The organism is Streptomyces amritsarensis (assembly GCF_001953875.1).
Taxonomy (GTDB): Bacteria; Actinomycetota; Actinomycetes; order Streptomycetales; family Streptomycetaceae; genus Streptomyces; species Streptomyces amritsarensis.
Genome location: NZ_MQUR01000037.1, coordinates 1 through 22,579, shown reverse-complemented (window position 1 = coordinate 22,579; position 22,579 = coordinate 1). Strand labels below are relative to the sequence as shown.

Here is a 22,579-nt window from a genome sequence, read left to right as displayed (position 1 = left end):
CCGATTAGTCTCGCGATCATGGTGGACATCCGTGAGGTACCCGAGGCCGACATCGACCGCGCCCTGGAGCTCGCCTACCTGGTCTTCCACGACCGGCCCGAGAAGGCGGCCCGCGAGCGGCACCACGCGCTGCTCCTGCGCTGCGACCGGATCGGCGCCTACGACGGGGACGTCCTGGTCGGCTTCATGGCCGCACACGACCTCCGGCTCTCGGTGCCCGGGGCGGACCTGCCCTGCCCCGGGCTCACCTTCGTCTGCGTGGCGCCCACCCACCGGCGCCGCGGCGTGCTCACCGGCATGATGACGCGGATGATGCGGCGCGCCGGCGAGGCCGGCCGCCCGATCGCCGCCCTCTGGGCCTCCGAGGCCGCGATCTACGGCCGCTTCGGCTACGGCGGCGCGACCACCGGCGCCACCGTCGAGATCGACTCCACCCGGCCGCTGGCGCTGCGCATCGACCCGGACCGGCGCCCGCTGCGCCTCGTCGACCCCGAGGACGCCGTCGACGTGATCGGCCCCTTCCACGAGGCCGCCCGCGCCGGCCGGCCCGGTCGCCCCGGCCGCAGCCCCGAGCGCTGGCGCGACGAGTGGCTCACCGAACAGGACGAGGAGGACGAGGAGCTGAGCCCGCCCCGGATCATCGTCCTGGGCGACCCGGGCGAGCCCATCGCCGGGTACGTCATCTACCGCACCAAGCCGGCGGACGACGGGGGCGCCGCCCGCTCACCGGGCCTGGTCCGGGTCGACGAGCTGGAGGCGGACACCCCCGCGGTGGCCGCCGCCCTCTGGGAGTGCGTGGCCGCCCTGGACCTCACGGGCAAGGTCTCCGCCTGGGGCCGCCCCGCCGACGACCCGCTGCTGCACTTCGCCGCCGACCGGGACCAGGTGCGGGTCACCGCCCAGTTCCCGGCGCTCTGGCTGCGCCTGCTCGACGTACGCGCGGCGCTGACCGCGAGGTCCTGGGCCGCCCCCGTGGAACTGGTGCTGGAGGTGCACGACGCACGCCTGCCCGACAACGCCGGGCGCTTCCGGCTCAAGGCCGGGCCGCACGGCGCGACGTACGGCCACGCGGACGGCCCCGCCGACCTGGCCCTCGACGTGCGCGAGCTCGCGGCGTGCTACCTGGGCGGCACCAGGATCACCGAACTCGTCGCGGCCGGACTGGTGCAGGAGCACACGCCCGGCGCGGCGGCGGCCCTGGACGACGCCCTGCGCACGCCCGTACTGCCGCACACCGGCGACGAGTTCTGAGAACGGCGGTGGCGGGGGCCGGCGCGGACCGCCCCCGCCGCCGGACTCACGCGGGCACACCCAGCCTCGCGGCGGCCATGCCGAAGCCGGAGCCCAGGACCGCGCCGGCCAGGCCCCCGTCGGGCCGCCGCAGGTCCTCCGGCCGGTAACGGCGCACCGTCGCATGCCAGTTGAGGACACCGGCGTGCCAGTCCTGCAGCTCGCGCACGTACGCGTCCAGGGCCGCCCGGGCCGCGGCGCCGAGCTGGAAGTCGTCGTAGAGCACCGGCAGCTGGTCGGCCACGATGTGCTCGAACTCCTCGGTGCGCCGGGTCATCAGCGCATGGCAGATGTGCAGGGCCTCCGGGTAGCCGATGTCGAAGAAGTTCTGCGTCACCAGGATGTGGTTGTGGACCTCGCCCTCGAACTCCACCTCCTTCTGGTAGGAGTAGATGTCGTTGATCAGGCAGGCCGCGTCGGCGACGGCGTTCTCCAGCGAGCGGATGGTCCCCGAGGCGTAGATCTCCTCCGGGATGCCCCGGCCCCGGTGGCCGAGCCGGCACAGGTACATCGTCAGCCGGCTGCCGAAGGTCCGCCGCCGCATCTCCGCGTAGTCCACCGGGTCCGGGATGCGGTTCTGGACGGCGTTGTCCACCTCCCACAGCCAGCTCTCCAGCATGTCCACCACCGTCGCCCGGAACTCGGCGCGCTGCTCCACCGGCATGCCGGCGCTGGTGCGCACCCACAGGTCGGCGAGCCCCCGCTCCAGCGCGGTCGACGGCTGCGGCTGCGGCTGCCCGGTGCTCGCCGCGTCGTCGACGGGGAGCATGGAGATCAGCCTGGCCGTGGCCGCCTTGGCCGCCGCCAGGTTCTTCGTCTGCGCGAACACCACCGGGTAGTAGTCGTCCGCGTAGGTGCCCCAGGTCAGCCAGCAGGCGTTGAGGGCGAGTTCGTCCGGTGTGGCGTCCGGGTCGATCCCGGCCGAGCAGACCGCGAAGTCGTAGCCGCGCAGCTTCTCCTCGGTCCAGATCGCCGAGCCGGGATCGCCCGGCTGCGGATCCAGCAGACCCGTCCGCCGGGCCCAGGCCACCGACTCCTGACGGGCATGGGCCAGATGGGGGCTCAGGGAGAGCGGGTGGGGCATGTGGATCTCGGGGATCACGGACGGCCCGGTGCGTTCGAAGGGGACGTGGGTGAAGGAGCGGCGGCGCAGTTCCATCGAGCGCCGGTTGAAGACGGACCGCAGGTCCAGGGCGCTGGTGCCGAGCCCGGACGGCATGAAGGGGAGGGTGACCGGGGCGGTCGCCCTGGCCTCCTCGTTCATGTAGCGGCTGGAGACCATGTGCCACTCGTGGCCGCCGGACTGCCAGTCCTGAAGGCCCTTGGTGTAGGCGAGGACGGCTGCGATCTCGGCCGGTTCGAGCGAGAAGTCGGCGAAGAGCTGGGGGAGCTCGTGCAGGGCGGTCTGCTCGAACTGCTGGAGGCGGGAGGTGAGCAGGTCGCCCGAGACGTCCGCGGCCTCCTGCGTGGTGCAGCCGAGGAACGTCTCCAGGACCAGGACGGCGTTGGACAGTTCGCCCTCGTCGGTGACCTCGCGCTCGTAGGAGAAGAGGTCGTTCCTGATGTGGACCGCGTCGGAGAAGGCGTCCCGCAGCACGCCGAGCGGGCGCGTGTGCGCGACGCGCGCCGGGACCTCGGCGGCGACGTACTCGATCAGGCCGGCCGACCAGGGGGCGCCGCCCACCTTGCGGCGCATCTCGATGTATTCGAGGGGGTTGGCCACACGGCCCATGTTGATGTTGGCGAGCTCCCACATCGACTCGTCGAGGAGGTTCTTCGTGGACAGGGAGAACCGCTCCCGCCAGTCCGCCGACATCGAGGGAACGGTTCGCCGCCACAGGTCGGCGAGGCCCGCCTCCACCGGGTTGGTGGGCTCGGGGAAGCCGTCGGCCAGGTCCATCGGCATGAAGGCGGCCAGCCGGTCGAGGTACGCCTTGGCGCCGGCGCGGTCCTGCGAGCGCTTGAAGGTCTCCAGGAAGTGGTCGTCGAAGAAGAACACCCACACGTACCAGTCGGTGACCAGCGACAGCGCGTCGGCGTCGCAGTCGGGGTGGGTGTACGAGCAGAGCAGAGCGTAGTCGTGCGAGTCGAGGTCGCCCTCCTCCCAGACGCCGGAACCCTCCAGCATCGCGAAGTCGCGCGCCCACTGCTTGCTGTGGACCCTCGCCTCCTCCAGGTGGGGGTTCAGTCGTGCCGGATACGGCACGTAGAAATCCGGCAGTCGGAACGGCTGCGTCACGGCGTGGTCGGCCCTTCGTCCAAAGGTGTGGGGGCCGGTGGCCCGGCCCCCACAAGAGATCAGCAGTGCCCTACCCGTGGTGCCCGCGGAGCAAGGGGGAGTTCACCGCATCAGGTGACGGACGTGCCATTGGGCGACGCGCCCGCCTGCCGGGGGATAGGAGAGGCCCCGGACGGGGACGGGGAAGGGGAGGGGGACGGAGACAGCGTGGGGGGCTGCTGGGCGAACTGCTCGGCCTGCATGCGGAACATCGACGCGTACCGGCCGCCGAGCGCCAACAGCTCCTCATGGCCGCCCTGTTCGACGAGCCGCCCCTCGTGGAGCACGTAGATGACGTCGGCGTACCGCACCCCGGACATCCGGTGCGTGACGAGGACGACGGCGCGCTGCGGCCCCGTGAGCCCCCGGATGCTGTCGAAGGCGGCGATCTCCGCCTCCGGGTCCAGCGCCGAGGTGGGCTCGTCGACGACGATGACGCGGGCGTCCCGGAAGCGCGTCCTGGCCAGCCCGAACTTCTGCCACTGGCCCCCGGAGAGTTCCGAGGCGCCCCTGAACACCCGGGCCAGCAGGGTCTCGTAGCCGTGGGGAAGCTTCTCGACGACGCGGTCGGCCCCCGCGTACCGGGCCGCGGCGACCACCTCCGCCGCCCGCTCGACCGACTCCTCGTCCCCCTCCGCACCGGGCCGGCCGATGGCGATGTTGGTACGGGCCGTCACCGGCCACCGCTCGAAGTCCTGGGTGAGGAGCGCGACCCGGTCGAAGACCTGCTCCCGGTCCGCGTCCCGCACCTCGACGCCGTCCCAGGTCAACGACCCGGAGTCGGGCAGGTGCAGGCCGGCCAGCAGTTTGACCAGTGTGCTCTTGCCGGACCCGTTCTCGCCGACCAGCGCCACCACGGTGCCCGCCTCGATGGTGAGGGAGACCCCGTCGAGCGCGGGCTCGTCGCGGTCCGGATAGCTGAAGCGGACGTCCTCCAGCCGTACCGTGCCCAGGCGCTCGGGCAGCGGCAGTCCGCCGTCCGGGATGGCCCGCCGCCCGGCCTCGGCGACGAAGCGTTCCAGGTCCCGTACGTAGAGCGACTCCTCGTGCAGGGTGTTGGTGGTGGCCACCAGCGCGCCGAGGCTCGCCGACCCGGTGCGCACCGCGATCACGGCGGTACCGGCGACGGCGAGGTCCATCCGGCCGGTGACGATGAGCGCGACCATCGCCCCGTACGTGACCAGCGCCGCGGCGCCGGACAGCGCGGCGGCGAGCAGCTCGGTGGCCGCCTTGTCCTTGGCCAGGCGGGTGGCTTCGGTCTCGGCGACCTCGGCCATGTTGCGGTAGTGGCCCAGCAGGTAGCGGCCGACGCCGTGGACCCGCACCTCGGGGGCCGACGTACGGGAGATCAGCAGCTGGCCGATGAGCCGGGCGGCGCGGACGTGCTCGACCCAGGTGATGACGGACAGGTAGCGGCGCTGCGCCACGCGCATCGCGCCCCAGCCGCGCGGGGCGGCGATCAGCAGCAGCATGGGCAGGAGCAGCGGGTGCAGCACGGTCAGCACCCCGGCGGTGGCGACGAGGGAGATGATCCCGCCGAGGGTGGCGACGCAGGCGCCGACGGTACGGCGGGCCGAGGGCGGACCCCACTGGGCGCTGTCCAGCAGCCGGCGGAACTCGCCGTCCTCGATGGCTTCGAGCTCCACCTCCACGGCGGCCTTCAAGTACTGCTCGTACGCGGCCCGTTCGACCTTCGGCTCCAGCCGGCCGGCGGCCGCCGTGGACCGGGAGGCCAGTACGGCGCCCAGTACGGCGACCAGCGCACCCGCGGCCAGGGCCGGCACGGCGGCGTGCAGCCCCTCGGCGGGCGTGCCCGCGCCGAGGAGCGTACGCAGCACCTCGCTGAGGACGAGCAGCCCGACGGCGGAGGTGACCCCCTGCCCGGCCTCGGCGGCGGCGACGGTGAGCAGGGCGGGCCGGTCGGTGTCCCACGCCAGGCGCAGGGTCCCGGCGACCATGCGGGGCATGGAGCGCAGGGTGGACAGCAGCCGCCCCTCCAGGCGTGCGTAGTCGTGGTTGGACCAGCCGGCGTCGTAGCGCAGGGGCCCGCCGAACAGCCGTCGCTCGCTCGCCGAGACGGCGGGCTGGAGGGCCGTGGGCCGCTTGAGGAGCCTCATGCGCGGCCACCTCCGCCCGGTGCCGGGTCGAACACCACATGAACGTGCACGGATCGCAAGATTCCTCCCGAGGCGCTGCGGCTGCGAACTGACGCCGGAAGAACGTGGCTGTTCAGAGCGGCGTCACGGCCCGCGGGGAACGAACGCCCGCACACAGTTGCGATGCCCGCCCCGACCCCAGGCGCCGCGCGGTGACCGGGCGTTCGAACCACCCGGAGGTGTCGATGCCCCCCTTCGAGGGATTGCGCCCGCCTCCGCCACAGCGCCGAAGGCCGCCTCCCCGGGATGGGAAGACGGCCTCCGTGCGGTGATCGCCGTCGGCGTTACGGGACAGGGGCGGGGACGGGGGCGGGAACGGGGAGCGGCGCGGTGCCGAGGATCGGGACGCTCCAGCGCTGCGCGGCGGAACCGGTGCAGTCCCAGAGCCAGAGCTGCCGGCCGGGCGTGGTGTCGGCGTTGCCGAGGTCGAGGCAGCGGCCCGAGACGGGGTTGTGGATGGTTCCGTCGGCGCGGGGAAGGAACTTCTGGCTCGGCGCGCTGCCGTCACACGCGCGGAGTTCGATGGGCGTGGTGTTGGCGGTACCGGCTGCGGAGGCGTTGAGGCATGCTCCGTTCGTCCGGATGGTGCCGTCGTCGCGGATCTGGAACTTCTGGGCGTCGGTGCCGTTGCAGCCGGCGATCTGGATCCTGTTGCCGTCGTCGGCGCTGTTCCCGTCGTTGTCGACGCAGTTGCCGGCGGCCGCGGTCAGCCTGATGGGGCCGACGGCTTCCGCGGCGGTCACGGAGGCGGCGTAGGGGTAGACCGCCGGATTGCTGACGCCGCCGACGAGGCCGGAGGTGGCTTCGCCCTCAAGATCGGCATTCAAGCCTTCAAGATTTACAAGGAGCTGAACAAGGCCTACGCAGCCGTCGACGCCGCGGAGAGCAAGGTATCCAGGGCGATGTTGGCGGTGACCCAGGCCAAGAAGGCCGAGGACGAAGCAACCGCTGCTGCAGCTCAAGCACGCAAGTCGGCGGACGAGAAAGCATCTACGGATACCGCCAAGTGAACAGCGCGGGCACGCAGTCCAAGGCGGACAGAGGCGACGCCGGCGCCGAATCGGCCGGGGGTGGAGCGGACGCACGCTCCGCCGAGTCCTCATCCGGATCCTCATGCTCCGTCAATGTCAAGACGAACAGCTTCCCCACGGGCACCCGCGTCCGCATGGCCGATGGAACGAGCAAGGCCATCGAGGACGTCAAGGTGGGCGACAAGGTCCTCGCCACGGACCCCCAGACCGGCGACACCGCAGCCAAGACGGTCACCGCGACCATCATCACGCCGGACGACAAGGAGTTCACCGACCTCACCCTCACCGACGACGCCAACCCCCGCGGCCCGCCGGCCACCCTCACCTCCACCTCCCACCACCCGCACTGGAACGAAACCCGCCGCCAGTGGCTCGACGCCGGCGACTTCCTCCCGGGCGAGCAGCTCCGCAAGCCCGACGGCACCACCCTCACGGTTCAGAGCACCCACGACTACCCGTTCGCCGTCACCACGCACAACCTCACGGTCGACGACTTCCACACGTACTATGTGCTGGCAGGCGCCACACCGGTCCTCGTTCATAACTGTGGCGGCGAAGCAACCGTTCACCTGGCCAATTACCCGGATGGTAGGCAGCACGCCTTGATCACGATCCGGGACGGTGACGAAGTGCTCAGAACCCACCAGTATGGCAGTCTCGGCAACCCTGATAACGGGGTTACTCACTTCACTCCCGACGAGTTGCCAGCCATCACGATTAACGTGAGGATTCCTCTCCCCAACCCTCAGGGCGCGATGATGTACGCGGAGGTCGCGATGGATAGAACACGCCGAGGATTGTATCCCGACTACGATATGCCAGATCAGGCCTGTGTGACCTATTGCGCGCAAGTCTTGGAGGCGGGTGGTATCACTGGAGTACCCAAGAATAACGACGAGGCGCAAAGCTGGTTGCTGTCGCGGTTCGGATGATTAGGAGGCGGTGGCATGTCTCGACCCGACGGTTGGGAGTGGTTGGACGAGCCGCGCGAACGGTGGGAGGTACCGGATTCGCTGCAGGGGCCGGCTAAATCAACCCTCGCTAATCTCGCAATTTCTATGCTCTCTTGCGACTTCCTGGGTCATGAGATTCGGGTGCTTGTGGGGCAACTCGTTGCCGAGCATTCTCTGTTCTATCTCCGGCCACCCAGAAAGGCGCTAAGTTTCCGGGAACAAGCCCTGATCTCTGATGTGCTCACGCGACATACCCGGCTCACGTTCGAGGCTTGGGAGAGGTTTAGGATTGGAGCCGAGCAGGCTAAATCTGCCGAAGAGACTCGTCGACTCCTGGGAGACAATAGAGCGGCGCTTTCCATCGAACTGAAGAGCGCGATTGCAGCCTTCCGAAGCCTCCCTGCAAGCGTAATTTAAGGTCGCGCTGAGGGTGCCGCGGGCAACCTCAGAAACCGGGTAGCTGTCACTGCCCGTGACTCCGTCGATCGCCGCCGGAGCCTTTCTGAAGGACGAGCTCAGCAAGGCTCCGGTGGCGTTTGACGGCAACGTCAGCAAAACGACTGCATCGGCGGGGGACTCAGACCGCGTTTGAGATCTGACATGCGACGATCGGTCGGTGACTCGACTCGTGAACCGTGACCGCTCCCTGGAGGAGCTTGAGCGTGACCGCTGGTCGGCGCCGTCGGGCGGCGAAACTCGGCTGATGGCGGCTGTGCGCGAGCTTCGGCGCAAGCCGATCGGCGGCCTGACGGTCGAGGACATGCGGTTGCTGATCAGGCAGGACGTGGGCCTTGCCTATCTCCCGCCCTTGGCGGTGGAGGTCCTCCAGAACGACCCGCTGGCGGAAGGCGACATGTACGAGGGTGACCTGCTGGCCGCCGTACTCACCAGGAGTGCGGAGGTCTGGAGGGAGATCCCCGAACTCGGGCGGGATGTCCGGTTGATCGTCTCGGAGTTGGCTGAGGTGCCGCCTGCTCTGAAACACGATATCGAGGGGTTCCTGGCTCGGTAGCTCGGCGACAACGGCTGCCGCCGACAAAGGGCTGGCGGGCCCCCTACTGGGTTACCCGTCAGCGCCTACCGCTCCGAGCCTGACGGGGGATCCGGGACGGGAACGGGGCCTCCTGAGGCCTGGGCGCGGCGATGTCGGCGGTTTCTCGTAGGGTTCGGGGGGTGAATCGAGACAACTCAGCTGAATCCAGTGGCGGTCGTGGCGGAGAGAGCGTCGAGGAGCTGCTGCGCGGGGTGCACGCGCGGCTGCTGCCCGTCGGGTTGGTCACGCCGGAGGTCGCCGGCGGCATGCGGTACGCCCGGGTCGTGGCCGACGAGCTGGTCTTCGCCTACGCCCTCGACGAGCCCACCAGGGTGCGTTCGCTCACCGACGCGGACGTGGAGCGCGCCGGGGCCGAGGAGGTGGGGCGGGCGGGGCGCGCCAACCTGATGCGGGTGCCCGTCCAGCACGAGGAGATATCCCTCGAAGGGCATGCGACGCTGCAGTCCGTCTTCGGGGACTCGCACTTCGTGGCCTCCAAGGCGCTGTACCTCGGGGAACTCGCGCGGCAGGTCACCGGCGAGTCGCTGCCGTCCGCCGGCGCCCTCGTCGTCGTCCCCACCCGGCATCTGTGCGCCTTCCATCCGATAGCCGACGGCTCGGTGGTGGAAGCCCTCAACGACCTGGCCATGTACGCCCTGGGTGCCTATGAGGACGGGCCCGGGCGCCTGTCGCCGCGGGTGTACTGGTGGCGCCGGGGCGGTCTGACCTCGCTCACGGTCGTCGACGAGGAGACGCGCACGCTGTCGCTCAGGCCGCCGCAGGAGCTGCTCGCCCTGATGAAGGGGCTGGTACGCCTCGACCGCGCCGGCCGGATCGCCACCCCCGCCGCGGGCCGGCCCGCACCGGATCCGGCCGAGCTGACCCGTACGACCATCGGGTCCGTGGCGCGGCTCGCGGAGGATCCGGCGGGGCTCGGCGACGCCTTCGCGTCGGCCCTGGCGCTGGCCCACGTCCGCTGCACCGCCGATCCCGAGGCGTCCGAGCTCGTCACATGGGACGCGTGGGCGACGGCCGTACGGCTCGGCTCCGCGCTGTTCGCCGGATCCGAGTCGGAGCAGTGGTACCTCGGCGAGGAGAACACCTTCCGGCTGCCCGCCGCGGCCGCCGCCCCGCCCGCGGACGCCCGGGCCTGGCTCGACGCCCTCTACCTCGCGCTCGCCTGCCGCGCGCACGACCGGGTCGACCGGCTGTGCCGGGTCCCGTTGGAGACGCTGCGGCAGGACGACACCGTCGACGCCTACGTCCTGCACTGGGTCGACACCCTGCGGACGTACCTCTCGGGCGGCACCGGCGACGCGGTCGTGGAGAAGCTGCTCGCCACCATGCAGGCGTCCCTGCCCGAGACGCTGACGCATTCCCCGGACGAGTTCGTCAACCGCGTCGACTACCAGCCGGTCGCGCTCTTCCACCGCCTCTTCACCGGGGACCACGAGGCCTTCCGCGGGGCGCTCACCGAAGCCCTCGCCGAACACGGCGGCTACTGGGCGCAGTCGGCGGCCCCGCGCGCCCGGGTGGCGCTCGGCCCGCTCGCCATGGCCTGCCTCGCCCACGACCAGGGCTTCCCCATCGACCCGGATGGGCTGCCGCACCTGCCGAGGTACCTCGTCGACGGCAAGCGCGTCGAGGACATCTCCTGACACGCCGAGGCGTGCCGCAACGCGAGCTGATTGTCCGATTGGGTTAGGTTTGCACGCGTATGTGGTGCCGATGTTCCCGGAGGGACACTCATGGCGATCGATCTGGACAAGGTGCTCGACAAGGCATGGGCCGACAAGCCGCTGGCCGACGTGCTCGCCGCTCCCGTGGCCGCGCTGAAGGGCGTCAGCGAGAAGGACGGCGAGCTGCTGCACGAGGCGTTCGGCGTCAGGACCGTCGCCGACTTCGGGCAGCTGAAGTACGTACGGTGGGCGCAGGCGCTCGTCGCACTGAACCAGACCGTCAAGGTGTAGCCGGCCGGCGGTCCGCGCACTCGGGGTACGCGGATCGCGATCCGGCCGTGCGAAGGCCGTCCTTCCCCCGCCCGCTGCCGGGCGGGGAGGACGGCCTTCGTCGTCGAGGGGGCGGCCCGGCGGGCTACTCCGCCTCACCCTCCAGGTTGCCCTCCGTGTCCAGGTACACCTGGCGCAGGGACTCCAGTACCTGCGGGTCCGGCTTCTCCCACATGCCGCGGGACTCCGCTTCGAGGAGGCGCTCCGCGATGCCGTGCAGGGCCCACGGGTTGGCCTCCTCCAGGAAGGCGCGGTTGACCGGGTCCAGGACGTACGTCTCGGTGAGCTTGTCGTACATCCAGTCCGCCACCACGCCCGTCGTGGCGTCGTAGCCGAAGAGGTAGTCCACCGTGGCCGCGAGCTCGAACGCGCCCTTGTAGCCGTGGCGGCGCATCGCCTCGATCCACTTCGGGTTCACGACGCGGGCCCGGAAGACGCGCGAGGTCTCCTCGACCAGGGTGCGGGTCTTGACCGTCTCCGGGCGGGTGGAGTCGCCGATGTACGCCTCCGGGGCCGTGCCGCGCAGGGCGCGGACCGTGGCCACCATGCCGCCGTGGTACTGGAAGTAGTCGTCCGAGTCCGCGATGTCGTGCTCGCGGGTGTCCGTGTTCTTCGCCGCGACCGTGATCCGCTTGTAGGCCGTCTCCATCTCGTCCCGGGCGGGCCGTCCTTCGAGGCCGCGGCCGTAGGCGTAGCCGCCCCACACCGTGTAGACCTCCGCCAGGTCGGCGTCCGTACGCCAGTCGCGGGAGTCGATCAGCTGGAGGATGCCCGCCCCGTACGTGCCGGGCCGCGAGCCGAAGATACGGGTCGTCGCGCGGCGCTCGTCACCGTGCAGGGCCAGGTCCGCCTGGGCGTGCGCGCGCACGTAGTTCTCCGACTCCGGCTCCTCCAGCGAGGCGGCGAGCCGGACCGCGTCGTCCAGCAGGCCGATCACGTGCGGGAACGCGTCACGGAAGAAGCCCGAAATGCGCAGCGTCACGTCGATGCGGGGCCGGCCCAGCTCCGCGAGCGGGATCGGCTCCAGCCCGGTCACGCGGCGCGAGGCCTCGTCCCAGACCGGCCGGATGCCGAGCAGCGCCAGGGCCTCGGCGACGTCGTCGCCGGCCGTGCGCATCGCGCTCGTGCCCCACAGGGACAGGCCGACCGACGCCGGCCACTCGCCGTTGTCGGTGCGGTAGCGCGTGAGCAGGGAGTCGGCCAGGGCCTGGCCCGTCTCCCACGCGAGGCGGGACGGGACGGCCTTCGGGTCGACCGAGTAGAAGTTGCGGCCCGTCGGCAGGACGTTGACCAGGCCGCGCAGCGGCGAGCCCGACGGCCCCGCCGGTACGAACCGGCCGTCCAGGGCCGCGACCACGTGCGCGATCTCGTCCGTCGTGCCGGCCAGCCGCGGGACCACCTCGCGGGCGGCGAAGGACAGCACCTCCGCGACGTCCGCCGGGTGGTCGGCCGCGACCGAGGCCACTGCGTCCGCGGACCAGCCGGCGTCCTCCATCGCCTGGACCAGAGCGCGGGCCTGCTCCTCGATGGCGTCGGCGGACGTACGGGTGGCCTTGGACTCGTCGAGGCCGAGCGCCTCGCGCAGGCCCGGAAGGGCCGTCGTACCGCCCCAGATCTGGCGGGCGCGCAGGATCGCGAGGACCAGGTTGACCCGGGCCTCGCCCGTCGGGGCGCCGCCCAGGACGTGCAGGCCGTCGCGGATCTGGGCGTCCTTGACCTCGCACAGCCAGCCGTCGACGTGCAGCAGGAAGTCGTCGAAGCCGTCGTCGTCCGGCCTCTCCTGCAGACCCAGGTCGTGGTCGAGCTTCGCCGCCTGGATCAGCGTCCAGATCTGCGCGCGGATGGCCGGCAGCTTCGCCGGGTCCATCGCGGAGATCTGGGCGTACTCGTCCAGGTGCTGCTCCAGGCGCGCGATGTCGCCGTACGACTCCGCGCGCGCCATCGGCGGCACCAGGTGGTCGACCAGGGTGGCGTGCACACGGCGCTTGGCCTGGGTGCCCTCGCCCGGGTCGTTGACCAGGAACGGGTAGATGAGGGGGAGGTCGCCGAGCGCGGCGTCCGGCGCGCACGCCGCGGACAGGCCCGCGTTCTTGCCGGGCAGCCACTCCAGGTTGCCGTGCTTGCCCAGGTGGATCATCGCGTCGGCGCCGAAGCCGCCGTCCTCCGCGCGCGCCTGGATCCAGCGGTACGCGGCCAGGTAGTGGTGCGAGGGCGGCAGATCGGGGTCGTGGTAGATCGCGATCGGGTTCTCGCCGAAGCCGCGCGGCGGCTGGATGAGGATCAGGAGGTTCCCGCGGCGCAGGGCGGCCAGGACGATGTCGCCCTCGGGGTTCGCCGAGCGGTCCACGAACATGGTGCCGGGGGCCTCGCCCCAGTGCTCCTCGACGCTCTCGCGCAGCTCGGCGGGGAGCTCGGCGAACCAGCGCCTGTAGTCGGCGGCCGGGATACGGACCGGGTTGCGGGCCAGCTGCTCCTCGGTCAGCCAGTCCTGGTCGTGGCCGCCCGCCTCGATCAGGGCGCGGATCAGCTCGTCGCCGTCGCCCGACACCAGACCGGGGATCTCGGTGACCGGGCCGAAGTCGTAGCCCTCGGCGATCAGGGTGCGCAGCAGTTCCACCGCGCTGGCCGGGGTGTCCAGGCCCACCGCGTTGCCGATGCGGGAGTGCTTGGTCGGGTACGCCGAGAGGACGAGGGCGATCTTCTTGTCGCGGCGCTCGATGTGGCGCAGCCGGGCGTGGCGCACGGCGATGCCGGCGACCCGGGCGGCCCGCTCGGGGTCGGCCACATAGGCGGGCAGGCCGTCCTCGTCGAACTCCTTGAAGGAGAACGGGACGGTGATCAGACGGCCGTCGAACTCGGGCACGGCGACCTGCGTCGCCGCGTCCAGCGGGGACAGGCCCTCGTCGTTCTCCTCCCACGCGGCGCGTGAGCCGGTCAGGCACAGCGCCTGGAGGATCGGCACGCCGAGCGCGGCGAGCGCGCCCGCGTCCCAGGACTCGTCGTCGCCGCCCGCCGAGGCGGTGGCGGGCTTGGTGCCGCCCGCCGCGAGGACGGTGGTGACGACCGCGTCCGCGGAGCCCAGGGCGGCCACGAGCTCCGGCTCCGGGCTGCGCAGGGAGGAGACGTACAGCGGGACCGGCCGGGCGCCGTGGGCCTCGATGGCCTCGCAGAGCGTGTGCACGAAGCCGGTGTTGCCGCTCATCTGATGGGCGCGGTAGTAGAGCACGGCGACCTCGGGGCCGTCCGTCCGCTGCGCCGTGCGCTCCAGGGGGCCCCAGGTGGGGGCGGCGGCCGGCGGCTCGAAGCCGTGGCCGGTGAGCAGGACGGTGTCGGAGAGGAACCGGGCCAGCTGCCCGAGGTTGGCGGGTCCGCCGTGCGCGAGGTAGGCGTGCGCCTCGGCCGCGATGCCGATCGGAACCGTGGAGGCCTCCATCAGCTGGGCGTCCGGCGCCTGTTCGCCGGTCAGGACCACGACCGGGCGGGTCTGGCCCGGGGCCAGCAGCAGGTCCAGGCCGTCCTGCCAGGCCCGCAGGCCGCCGAGGAGGCGTACGACGACCAGGTCGGCGCCCTCCAGGAGGCCGGGAAGGTCGTCGAGGGGGAGGCGGGAGGGGTTCGCGAACCGGTACGGGACGGGGGCGTCCGCCGTGTTCGCTGCGCGAGCGCTGAGCAGATCGGTGTCGGACGTCGACAGCAGCAGGATCATGCGGCGGCAGGCCTTCCTCGGGGTTTCCGCGCCCCGGGCAGTGAGGACAGCGGGAGTTCCTGACTCACCCGGCCGTGTGGCGCTGCCGGGTTCACAGTGGCGGGACCGCGCCGGATTCGCACCGGGCTTCCTCCCATGTCGCCGTCCTCGGCGACGGCGGACCGTATGGGCCGCCGGAAGGTCATCCTAGGTGGCGTTTGCGGTGGTCGGGAGTGGGGGTGGCCGGTGGCTCCGCCGGTGGCTCCGCCGGCTGGGGCGGGGTGGTCGTGTCGGGTGCGGTGGGCTCCGCCGGCTGGGGCGGGGTGGTCGTGCCGGTGCGGCGCCGTTGCGGGGGCTCTGCCCCCAGGCCCCCGCGCCTCAAACGCCGGCGGGGCTGGATTGTGTGGGGCTCTGCCCCCGGGTCCCCGCGGCGGGGCTGGGGTGGTGTCGGGAGGGGGCGGGTGACGGAGGGTGGCGGTGGACACAGTTCCCGTGAGGGGAAACGTGGGTATGCTCGCCGCCATGCCCCAGCCCCCCTCCGCCGTATCGCGGGACGAACCCGTCATACGGGACCGCGGTGACGCCTGCCCCGGCGCGCTCAGGCTCCACGCGGCGGACGACGGGCACCTCGCGCGCGTCCGGATCCCCGGCGGGGCGCTGACCGCGCACCAGGCCGCGCTCCTCGCGTCCGCCGCCGACCGGTTCGGCGACGGGCACCTGGAACTCACCTCCCGCGGCAACGTGCAGCTGCGCGGCCTCGCCGACGGCTGCGGCGCCGGACTCGCCGCACTGCTGGACGCCGCCGGACTGCTGCCCGCGCCCGGCCACGAACGCGTACGCAACATCGTGGCCACCCCGGCCTCGCAGGACGTCCTGCCCCTGGTGTACGAGCTGGACCGGCTGCTGTGCGCGAACGCCCGCGTCACCGCCCTGTCCGGCCGGTTCCTGTTCGCCCTCGACGACGGCCGCGGGGACGTGGCCGCCCTGGAACCCGACGTCACCGTGCTCGGGCGGCCCGGCGGCCGGGCGCTGGTACGCCTCGGCGCCGCCGCCGGCGCCGTGGCCGTCGCCGCGCGGGACGCCCCGCGTGCCGCGCTGCTCGCCGCCGAGTACTTCCTCGACGCCGCGGACGCGGCCGGCACCCGCGCCTGGCGCGTGGCGGAGCTCCCCACCGGACACGTCCTGGACGACGGGGAGTTCGCGGCCCGGCTGACCGCCGCCGGCATCGACGCCGTGCAAGTACCCGCCGTGGACTGGCCGTACTGCGCCCCACCGCCGCCCGGCCCGCACGATCCCCTGTGCGTCCTGCCCCCGTTCGGCCGACTGAGCACCGACCAGTGGAGGGTCCTGGTGCAGGCGGCCGGGAGCGGTGGCGGCATGCGGATCACCCCGTGGCGCACCGTCGTCCTCCCGGGCGCTGCGGACCCGGCCCCCCTGGAGGCCGCGGGGCTGGTCGTCTCCGCGGACAGCCCCTGGCGGTCCGTCACCGCCTGTACCGGGCGACCCGGCTGCGCCAAGTCCCTCGCGGACGTACGCGCCGACGCGCGCGCCCTCGTGGAACGGGCGCGGGGGCCGCTGCCCGTGCACTGGTCCGGCTGCGAGCGCCGGTGCGGCCACCCGCGGGGCACGCAGTGGGTGGACGCGCTCGCCACGCAGGACGGATACCGACTCTCCGTGGGCGGACACACCCTGCCGCCCCGGCCGGACCTCGCGGCCGCCCTCACGGCCGCACGAGAGACCACCTCATCACCCCAGAGTCCGAAGACGCAGTGAAGAAATGAGCGAGTACACCGTGTTTGAGTACGAGAAGGACGGCGCCGCGATCTACCGCCAGTCCTTTGCCACGATCCGCGCCGAGGCGGATCTCTCCGGGCTGCCCGCCTCGGTCGCCCAGGTCGCGGTGCGCATGATTCACGCCTGCGGGATGACCGACCTCCCGCAGGACCTGGGGTACACCCCCGAGGTGGTGCTGCGCGCCCGCGCCGCGCTGGAGGCGGGCGCACCGATCCTGTGCGACGTCCAGATGGTCGCCAGCGGGGTCACCCGCAAGCGGCTGCCCGCCGACAACGACGTGGTCTGCACCCTCTCCGACCCGGCGGTCCCGGAGCTCGCCGCGAAGATGGGCACCACGCGCAGCGCCGCCGCCCTCGAAGTGTGGCGTGACCGGGGCCTGTTGGAGGGCTCGGTGGTCGCCGTCGGCAACGCGCCGACCGCGCTGTTCCGGCTGCTGGAGATGATCGAGGAGGGCGCCCCCCGCCCGGCCGCCGTCATCGGCGTGCCCGTCGGCTTCATCGGCGCGGCCGAGTCCAAGGACGCCCTCGCCGCCCACCCGTCCGGCCTCGACCACCTCGTCGTGCGCGGCCGCCGGGGCGGCAGCGCCATCGCCGCGGCCGCCCTCAACGCCATTGCGAGCGTGGCCGAATGAGCGGCGCGCAGCCCAAGGGCCGCCTCTACGGGGTCGGGCTCGGCCCCGGCGACCCGAACCTGATGACCCTGCGGGCCGTCGAGGTGATCGGCGAGGCGGACGTCGTCGCCTACCACAGCGCCCGCCACGGCCGGTCCATCGCCCGCTCGATCGCCGCGAAGCACCTGCGTGCCGGCCACATCGAGGAGCCCCTGGTCTACCCCGTCACCACCGAGACCACCGACCACCCCGGCGGCTACCAGGGCGCGATGGAGGAGTTCTACGAGGCCGCCGCCGCACGGCTGGCAGCCCACCTGGACGCCGGCCGCACCGTCGCCGTGCTCGCGGAGGGCGACCCGCTCTTCTACAGCTCGTACATGCACATGCACAAGCGGCTCGCCGACCGGTACGACACCGAGGTCGTTCCCGGTGTCACCTCGGTCAGCGCCGCCGCAGCCCGGCTCGGCACCCCGCTCGTGGAGGGCGAGGAGGTCCTGACGATCCTGCCCGGCACGCTGCCCGAGGAGGAGCTGACCGCCCGCCTCGCCGCCACCGACTCGGCGGTCGTGATGAAGCTCGGCCGGACCTTCCCCGCCGTGCGCGGCGCGATGGAGAACAGCGGCCGGCTCGCCGAGGCCCGCTACGTCGAACGCGCCACGATGGAGGGCGAGCGCACCGGTGTCCTCGCCGACACCGACGCCGACAGCGTGCCGTACTTCGCCGTCGCCGTCGTGCCCAGCCGGATCGGCAACCCGGGGAGCGTGCCGTCCGGCCCCGGCGGGGTCGTCGTCGTCGGCACCGGCCCGGCCGGCCCGCTGTGGCTCACCCCGCAGACCCGGCGGGCCCTCGCGGACGCCGAGGTGCTGGTCGGGTACACGACGTATCTGGACCGGGTGCCCGTCAAGCCGGGCCAGGTCCGGCACGGCTCCGACAACAAGGTGGAGTCGGAGCGCGCCGAGTTCGCCCTCGACCTCGCGCGCCGCGGCAAGCGGGTGGCCGTGGTCTCCGGCGGCGACCCGGGCGTCTTCGCCATGGCGACGGCAGTCCTGGAGGTCGCCGGGCAGCCGGAGTACAAGGACGTGCCCGTACGCGTCCTGCCGGGCGTGACCGCGGCCAACGCGGCGGCCGCCGCGGCCGGCGCCCCGCTCGGCCACGACTACGCGACGATCTCGCTGTCCGACCGGCTCAAGCCGTGGGAGGTCATCGCGGAGCGGCTGCGCGCCGCCGCCGCGGCCGACCTGGTGCTCGCCCTCTACAACCCCGGCTCGCGCAGCCGGACCTGGCAGGTGGCCCAGGCCCGCGAGCTGCTGCTGGAACTGCGTCCGCCGCAGACCCCGGTGGTCGTCGCCCGCGACGTGGGCGGCCCCGAGGAGTCGGTGCGGATCGTCACGCTCGCCGAACTGCAGCCGTCCGAGGTCGACATGCGCACGATCCTGCTGATCGGCTCCTCGCAGACGCAGGTCACCGAGCGGCCCGACGGGTCGCGGATCACGTGGACGCCGCGCCGCTACCCGTGACGGGCCGAGGCGGAGCGGCACGCGGGGAAGGCCCGGAGCGCCACGCGCACCGGGCCTTCGCCCGTCCGCGGGAACGGGCCGTCCGGACGCCGTAGGCCCCGGGACGGGCCGGCCCGGGCGGGGGCCTAGCCGATCGTGCCCAGCCAGTCCAGGACGGCGTCGACCGAGTCGGTCTGCGCCACGCCTTCCGGGACCGGGGGGCGGCGTACCACGAGGACCGGGATGCCGGCCTCGCGGGCGGCCGCCAGCTTGGGGGAGGTGGCCGAGCCGCCGCTGTCCTTCGTCACCAGGACGTCGATGTGGTGGCGGGCCAGCAGCTCCCGTTCGTCGTCCAGGGTGAACGGGCCCCGCGCCAGCAGGACTTCGAGTTGCTTGGGGACCGGCCCGGCCGGCGGGTCCACCGAACGCACCAGGAACCAGCAGCCGTCGAGATCCGCGAAGGTGTGCAGGCCCATCCGGCCGGTGGTCAGGAACACCCGGCTGCCCAGGCCCGGCAGCAGGCCCGCCGCCCCGGCCAGGGAGTCCGCGAACGTCCACGCATCCCCGGGGCCGGGCCGCCAGCCGGGGCGGCGCAGCGCCAGCAGCGGTACGCGCGAAAGCGCCGCCGCCGCGGCCGCGTTGAAGCTCATGCGCTCCGCGAAGGGATGGGTGGCGTCGACGACCCGGGTGACGCCGTGCGCGCCGATCCAGGCCGCCAGCCCGCCGGGCCCGCCGAAGCCGCCGATCCGCGTCTCGCCGGGCGGGAGCACGGGCGAGGCGACCCGCCCCGCCAGCGAGGTCGTCACCCGGTACGACGGGTCCTGTGCCAGCGCCTGCGCGAGGCGGCGGGCCTCCGTGGTGCCGCCCAGGATCAGGACGTGCCGCGCAGCCCCGTCAGCAGACATGCCGGTCGCGCTCGGGGGAGTACAGGTGGCTGTCGCGGAACTGCTCCGCGCCGAGCGTGCGGCCCACCACGATGACGGCGGTGCGGACCAGCCCGGCCCCCTTCACCTGGCCGGCGATGTCGGCGAGGGTGCCGCGCAGGATCAGCTCGTCGGGGCGGCTGGCCATCGCCACCACCGCGACCGGGCACGCGGCCCCGTAGTGCGGCAGCAGCTCGTCGACCACCCGGTCCACGTAGCGGGTGGCCAGGTGCAGGACGAGCAGAGCGCCGCTGCGGCCCAGGGTGGCCAGGTCCTCGCCGGGCGGCATGGGAGTCGCCTGCTGGGCGATCCGGGTGAGGATCACGGTCTGGCCGACGGTGGGCACCGTCAGCTCCCGCTTGAGGGCGGCCGCCGCGGCGGCGAAGGCCGGGACGCCTGGGACGACCTCGTACGGAATGCCGGCGGCGTCCAGGCGGCGCATCTGCTCGGCGACCGCGCTGAAGATCGACGGGTCGCCGGAGTGCAGCCGCGCCACGTCCTGGCCGGCCTCGTGGGCCCGTACGCACTCGGCGACGATCTCGTCCAGGTTCAGCTGCGAGGTGTCGACGAGTCGCGCGTCCGCCGGGCACTCGGCGAGCAGCTCGCGCGGGACGAGGCTGCCCGCGTACAGGCAGACCGGGGCGGCGGCGAGGGTCCGGGCACCGCGCACCGTGATCAGGTCGGCGGCGCCGGGGCCCGCACCGATGAAGTACACGGTCATGTCTGATCCTTCTCCTTGGTGTCCGTGTCCGGGGCCGTGCCCGTGCCCCTGGCCGTGCCCGGTTCCGGGTCCGTCCGGGTTTCCGTCGCCGGCTTCGTCACCGACCACTGGGTGACCGCCATGGCCTGCCGCCAGCCGGTGAAGCCGCCCACCGGCACGGCGTGCGCGACGGCCAGCTTCACCAGGTCGCCGCCGTGGCGCCGGTGGCGTTCGGCGAGGACCGCCTCCGACTCCAGGGTGACGGTGTTGACCACCAGCCGGCCGCCCGGCGCCAGCGCCGCCCAGACCGCGTCGAGCAGGCCCGCAGCGGTCAGCCCGCCGCCGATGAACACCGCGTCGGGGGCCGGCAGCCCGGTCAGCGCCTGCGGCGCGGCCCCGACGACCACCCGCAGGCCGGGCACGCCGAGCGCCGCCGCGTTGCGGGTGATCCGCGCGGCCCGCTCCGGGACGCGCTCCACGGCCACCGCCCGGCAGGAGGGGTGGGTACGCATCCACTCGATGCCGATGGAGCCGGAGCCGCCGCCGATGTCCCACAGCAGCTCACCGGGGGCCGGGGCGAGCGCGCACAGGGTCGCGGCGCGCACGTGGCGCTTGGTGAGCTGCCCGTCGTGCTCGTAGGCGGCGTCCGGCAGGCCGGGGGTCGCGCCGAGGCGCGGGCCGTCGTGGGCCGGGTCCCGGCGGCAGTCGACGGCCACCACGTTCAAGGGGTCGCCGGGCGCGTGGTCCCAGCCGTCGGCCGTGCCCTCGTACGCGTCCTCGCGCTCGGAGCCGAGCTGCTCCAGCACCCGCATCCGGCTCGGGCCGAAGCCCCGCTCGCGCAGCAGGGCGGCGATCTCGCCCGGGGAGGCGGCCCCGGCGCTGAGCACGAGCACCCGGCGCCCCTCGTACAGCGCGGCCGCGAGCCGGGCCACCGGGCGGCCCACCACGGTGACGACCTCGGTGTCCTCCACCGGCCAGCCCAGGCGGGCGCAGGCGTAGGAGACGGACGAGGGGTGCGGGTGGACGAGCAGGGCGTGCGGCCCGAGCTCCTCGGCGAGGGCGCGGCCGATCCCGTAGAACATGGGATCGCCGCTGGCCAGAACCGCGATCCGGCGACCCGCGTGCTCGGCCGTCAGCTTCGGCACGGCCGGCCGCAGCGGGCTCGGCCACGCCACCCGGCGGCCGGGGCACTCGGCGGCGGGCAGCAGGTCCAGCTGGCGCGGGCCGCCGATCAGGACCTCGGCCGAGGACAGCGACGACCGCGCGGCGGCGGTGAGCCCGGCCCACCCGTCGGCGCCGAGGCCGACGACCGTCACGGGTATGGGGGGCGGTGCGGGGCTCACTGCGCTGTACCTCGGGGCGGGAGGGGGAAAGGGGACGGACCCGCAGCCTACTGGCCTGCGGCCGCGCCGCCCGCGCCCACCCTGGCGAGTCGGCGGGTCAGGGGCGGGTGGAGCGCTCGTAGAGGGCGCGTATGCCGTCGCCGAACCGGATGCTGTACGAGGTCTCGTCGTCGCCGCCCCCGTCGCGTCCGCCGATCACCCCGATGAGGGTGTGCCCGTCGGTCAGCACCGGGCCGCCGCTGGTCCCGTTGGGTACGTCCGCGCAGTCCAGCCGCAGCTGTGTCGCACCGGCGGGGCGGGCGGTGGTCCGGCAGTCCAGCGGCTGTTCGGAGAAGTTCGGATAGCCCACGAGCCGTGCGGGCACGGGCAGTTCGGACCCGAAGGCGATCGTCTCGGCGCCGGTGACGTCCTCCAGCCGCTGGCCGGGATATCCGGGCCGGCGCAGCCGGAGGAAGGCGATGTCGTGGTCGGGGTCCTGGTCCGCGGTCCAGCGCGGGTCCACGTCGATGCGGGTGGGCACCCAGACGCCGTACGGTGCGATGCCGTCCCGGTAGCCGGGGACGAAGGCGAGGTTGGTGCGGAAGCCGCCGCCGTGGACGCAGTGGGCGGCGGTGGCGACGAGGTCGCCGCCGGGGGAGTGGACCACGACGCCGGAGCAGTGGTGGTCGGGGTCGCCGTCGTTGCCGGGGGAGAAGAGCGCGCCGATCGCGGGTTCGGCCGGGGCGGGCCGGGCCTGCAGCGGATCGGAGGGCTCCCAGCCGGCGGAACGCCAGTTCACCGCACCGCCCCCGGCGAAGTCCTTGCCGTCCGTGGCGGGTTCCGGATCCTCGCGGACGATCCCGTCGAGCACGGCCGACGCCGTCCGGTCGGCACGTTCGGGGTCCTGCTGGTAGACGCCCCGCGCCGGATCGCCGTCCGCCCGGTTGGCGGCGATGCCGCGCAGCTCCCAGGCGACGTACCCGGCGCCGGCCAGGACCAGGGTGCACACGAGGCCGACGGCCACGCCGCCCCGCGCCGCGGTCCGGCCCCGCTCCTGCCCTTCGGCCCTGCTGGACATGTGGCCCTCCCGCCCCGCGTACGCGTCCGACTCTCGGTTCGATGGGGAGAGCGCGGCCCGGGTTCCGAGGGCGGGACGTGTCCGTTCTCACAATCGACCCCAATGCCGTGTGCGTGCCGTGAGTCGGCCTTCCGGGTGCCGCCCCCGGCCGCCCTCTGCTCCGCGGCCCGCCCCCGCCCTCGCGCCGGCCGGCGGGCCCGCCCCTCGCGCCGGCCGGCGCGCCC

At 73.2% G+C, this 22,579-nt stretch carries 16 protein-coding genes and 1 riboswitch; of the genes, 8 read left to right on the top strand and 8 right to left on the bottom strand.

Annotated features, from left to right (window positions below; genetic code table 11):
- Nucleotides 1–18: 18 nt before the first annotated feature.
- Nucleotides 19–1,251, top strand: a complete 1,233-nt coding sequence (locus AVW11_RS17425; RefSeq protein ID WP_030853824.1) for a GNAT family N-acetyltransferase — start codon at nt 19–21, stop codon at nt 1,249–1,251.
- A 46-nt stretch (nt 1,252–1,297) separates the two neighbouring features.
- On the opposite strand, the gene AVW11_RS17420 is transcribed toward AVW11_RS17425, so the two are convergent.
- The 3 genes from AVW11_RS17420 to AVW11_RS17410 all read right to left on the bottom strand — a co-directional run bounded on the left by AVW11_RS17420 (nt 1,298) and on the right by AVW11_RS17410 (nt 6,551).
- Nucleotides 1,298–3,529, bottom strand: a complete 2,232-nt coding sequence (locus AVW11_RS17420) for a terpene synthase family protein (RefSeq protein ID WP_076044614.1) — start codon at nt 3,527–3,529, stop codon at nt 1,298–1,300.
- A gap of 110 nt (nt 3,530–3,639) precedes the next feature.
- Nucleotides 3,640–5,685: an ABC transporter ATP-binding protein gene (locus AVW11_RS17415; RefSeq protein WP_060180922.1), complete on the bottom strand. Its 2,046-nt coding sequence runs from the start codon at nt 5,683–5,685 to the stop codon at nt 3,640–3,642.
- 323 nt (nt 5,686–6,008) lie between these two features.
- Nucleotides 6,009–6,551 (bottom strand): RICIN domain-containing protein, encoded by a 543-nt coding sequence (locus AVW11_RS17410; RefSeq protein WP_076044612.1) that lies wholly within the window; start codon nt 6,549–6,551, stop codon nt 6,009–6,011.
- A 179-nt stretch (nt 6,552–6,730) separates the two neighbouring features.
- Between AVW11_RS17410 and AVW11_RS17405 the strand changes: the two genes are divergently transcribed.
- The 4 genes from AVW11_RS17405 to AVW11_RS17390 all read left to right on the top strand — a co-directional run bounded on the left by AVW11_RS17405 (nt 6,731) and on the right by AVW11_RS17390 (nt 10,711).
- Nucleotides 6,731–7,687, top strand: coding sequence for a polymorphic toxin-type HINT domain-containing protein (locus AVW11_RS17405; RefSeq protein WP_158076140.1), 957 nt, complete (start codon nt 6,731–6,733; stop codon nt 7,685–7,687).
- A gap of 637 nt (nt 7,688–8,324) precedes the next feature.
- Nucleotides 8,325–8,720 carry a contact-dependent growth inhibition system immunity protein gene (locus AVW11_RS17400; RefSeq protein WP_076044608.1) on the top strand — a complete coding sequence of 132 codons (396 nt, stop codon included), beginning with the start codon at nt 8,325–8,327 and terminating at the stop codon, nt 8,718–8,720.
- Nucleotides 8,721–8,881: 161 nt separating this feature from the next.
- Nucleotides 8,882–10,399 carry an immunity 49 family protein gene (locus tag AVW11_RS17395; protein ID WP_076044606.1) on the top strand — a complete coding sequence of 506 codons (1,518 nt, stop codon included), beginning with the start codon at nt 8,882–8,884 and terminating at the stop codon, nt 10,397–10,399.
- A 90-nt stretch (nt 10,400–10,489) separates the two neighbouring features.
- Nucleotides 10,490–10,711, top strand: a complete 222-nt coding sequence (locus AVW11_RS17390) for a hypothetical protein (protein WP_030853833.1) — start codon at nt 10,490–10,492, stop codon at nt 10,709–10,711.
- A 124-nt stretch (nt 10,712–10,835) separates the two neighbouring features.
- Here the strand turns inward: AVW11_RS17390 and cobN are convergent, their stop codons facing one another.
- Nucleotides 10,836–14,453 (bottom strand): cobaltochelatase subunit CobN, encoded by a 3,618-nt coding sequence (cobN, locus tag AVW11_RS17385; RefSeq protein WP_076044604.1) that lies wholly within the window; start codon nt 14,451–14,453, stop codon nt 10,836–10,838.
- Nucleotides 14,454–14,493: 40 nt separating this feature from the next.
- Nucleotides 14,494–14,621: riboswitch (cobalamin riboswitch) on the bottom strand.
- A 333-nt stretch (nt 14,622–14,954) separates the two neighbouring features.
- Here cobN and AVW11_RS17380 point away from each other — a divergent pair.
- The 3 genes from AVW11_RS17380 to AVW11_RS17370 are packed head-to-tail and all read left to right on the top strand — an operon-like array spanning nt 14,955 to nt 18,353.
- The gene (locus AVW11_RS17380) at nt 14,955–16,205 is read left to right on the top strand and encodes a cobalamin biosynthesis protein CobG (RefSeq protein ID WP_324616145.1); all 1,251 of its coding nucleotides are present in this window, start codon (nt 14,955–14,957) and stop codon (nt 16,203–16,205) included.
- A gap of 4 nt (nt 16,206–16,209) precedes the next feature.
- Complete coding sequence (locus tag AVW11_RS17375; RefSeq protein WP_060177606.1) at nt 16,210–16,857, top strand: precorrin-8X methylmutase; 648 nt, start codon at nt 16,210–16,212, stop codon at nt 16,855–16,857.
- Nucleotides 16,854–18,353 (top strand): precorrin-2 C(20)-methyltransferase, encoded by a 1,500-nt coding sequence (locus AVW11_RS17370; RefSeq protein ID WP_076044602.1) that lies wholly within the window; start codon nt 16,854–16,856, stop codon nt 18,351–18,353. Before AVW11_RS17375 ends, AVW11_RS17370 begins: the two co-directional genes overlap by 4 nt.
- 125 nt (nt 18,354–18,478) lie before the next feature.
- Here AVW11_RS17370 and AVW11_RS17365 read toward each other — a convergent pair whose 3' ends face one another.
- The 4 genes from AVW11_RS17365 to AVW11_RS35875 all read right to left on the bottom strand — a co-directional run bounded on the left by AVW11_RS17365 (nt 18,479) and on the right by AVW11_RS35875 (nt 22,355).
- The gene (locus AVW11_RS17365) at nt 18,479–19,237 is read right to left on the bottom strand and encodes a cobalt-precorrin-6A reductase (protein ID WP_076044600.1); all 759 of its coding nucleotides are present in this window, start codon (nt 19,235–19,237) and stop codon (nt 18,479–18,481) included.
- Nucleotides 19,227–19,976 carry a precorrin-4 C(11)-methyltransferase gene (cobM, locus tag AVW11_RS17360; protein ID WP_060177609.1) on the bottom strand — a complete coding sequence of 250 codons (750 nt, stop codon included), beginning with the start codon at nt 19,974–19,976 and terminating at the stop codon, nt 19,227–19,229. The genes AVW11_RS17365 and cobM overlap by 11 nt, the downstream gene beginning before the upstream one ends.
- Nucleotides 19,973–21,298: a precorrin-6y C5,15-methyltransferase (decarboxylating) subunit CbiE gene (gene cbiE, locus AVW11_RS17355; protein ID WP_079070477.1), complete on the bottom strand. Its 1,326-nt coding sequence runs from the start codon at nt 21,296–21,298 to the stop codon at nt 19,973–19,975. The genes cobM and cbiE overlap by 4 nt, the downstream gene beginning before the upstream one ends.
- Before the next feature lie 97 nt (nt 21,299–21,395).
- Complete coding sequence (locus AVW11_RS35875; protein WP_079250660.1) at nt 21,396–22,355, bottom strand: trypsin-like serine peptidase; 960 nt, start codon at nt 22,353–22,355, stop codon at nt 21,396–21,398.
- Nucleotides 22,356–22,579 lie beyond the last annotated feature (224 nt).

Bases quoted from the DNA above. Each gene is read 5' to 3' on its own strand.
- AVW11_RS17425 (WP_030853824.1), top strand. From the start codon at position 19: ATGGTGGACATCCGTGAGGTACCCGAGGCCGACATCGACCGCGCCCTG.
- AVW11_RS17415 (WP_060180922.1), bottom strand. From the start codon at position 5,685: ATGAGGCTCCTCAAGCGGCCCACGGCCCTCCAGCCCGCCGTCTCGGCG.
- AVW11_RS17390 (WP_030853833.1), top strand. From the start codon at position 10,490: ATGGCGATCGATCTGGACAAGGTGCTCGACAAGGCATGGGCCGACAAG.
- cobN (WP_076044604.1), bottom strand. From the start codon at position 14,453: ATGATCCTGCTGCTGTCGACGTCCGACACCGATCTGCTCAGCGCTCGC.
- AVW11_RS17380 (WP_324616145.1), top strand. From the start codon at position 14,955: ATGCCCCAGCCCCCCTCCGCCGTATCGCGGGACGAACCCGTCATACGG.
- AVW11_RS17375 (WP_060177606.1), top strand. From the start codon at position 16,210: ATGAGCGAGTACACCGTGTTTGAGTACGAGAAGGACGGCGCCGCGATC.
- AVW11_RS17370 (WP_076044602.1), top strand. From the start codon at position 16,854: ATGAGCGGCGCGCAGCCCAAGGGCCGCCTCTACGGGGTCGGGCTCGGC.
- AVW11_RS17365 (WP_076044600.1), bottom strand. From the start codon at position 19,237: ATGTCTGCTGACGGGGCTGCGCGGCACGTCCTGATCCTGGGCGGCACC.
- cobM (WP_060177609.1), bottom strand. From the start codon at position 19,976: ATGACCGTGTACTTCATCGGTGCGGGCCCCGGCGCCGCCGACCTGATC.
- AVW11_RS35875 (WP_079250660.1), bottom strand. From the start codon at position 22,355: ATGTCCAGCAGGGCCGAAGGGCAGGAGCGGGGCCGGACCGCGGCGCGG.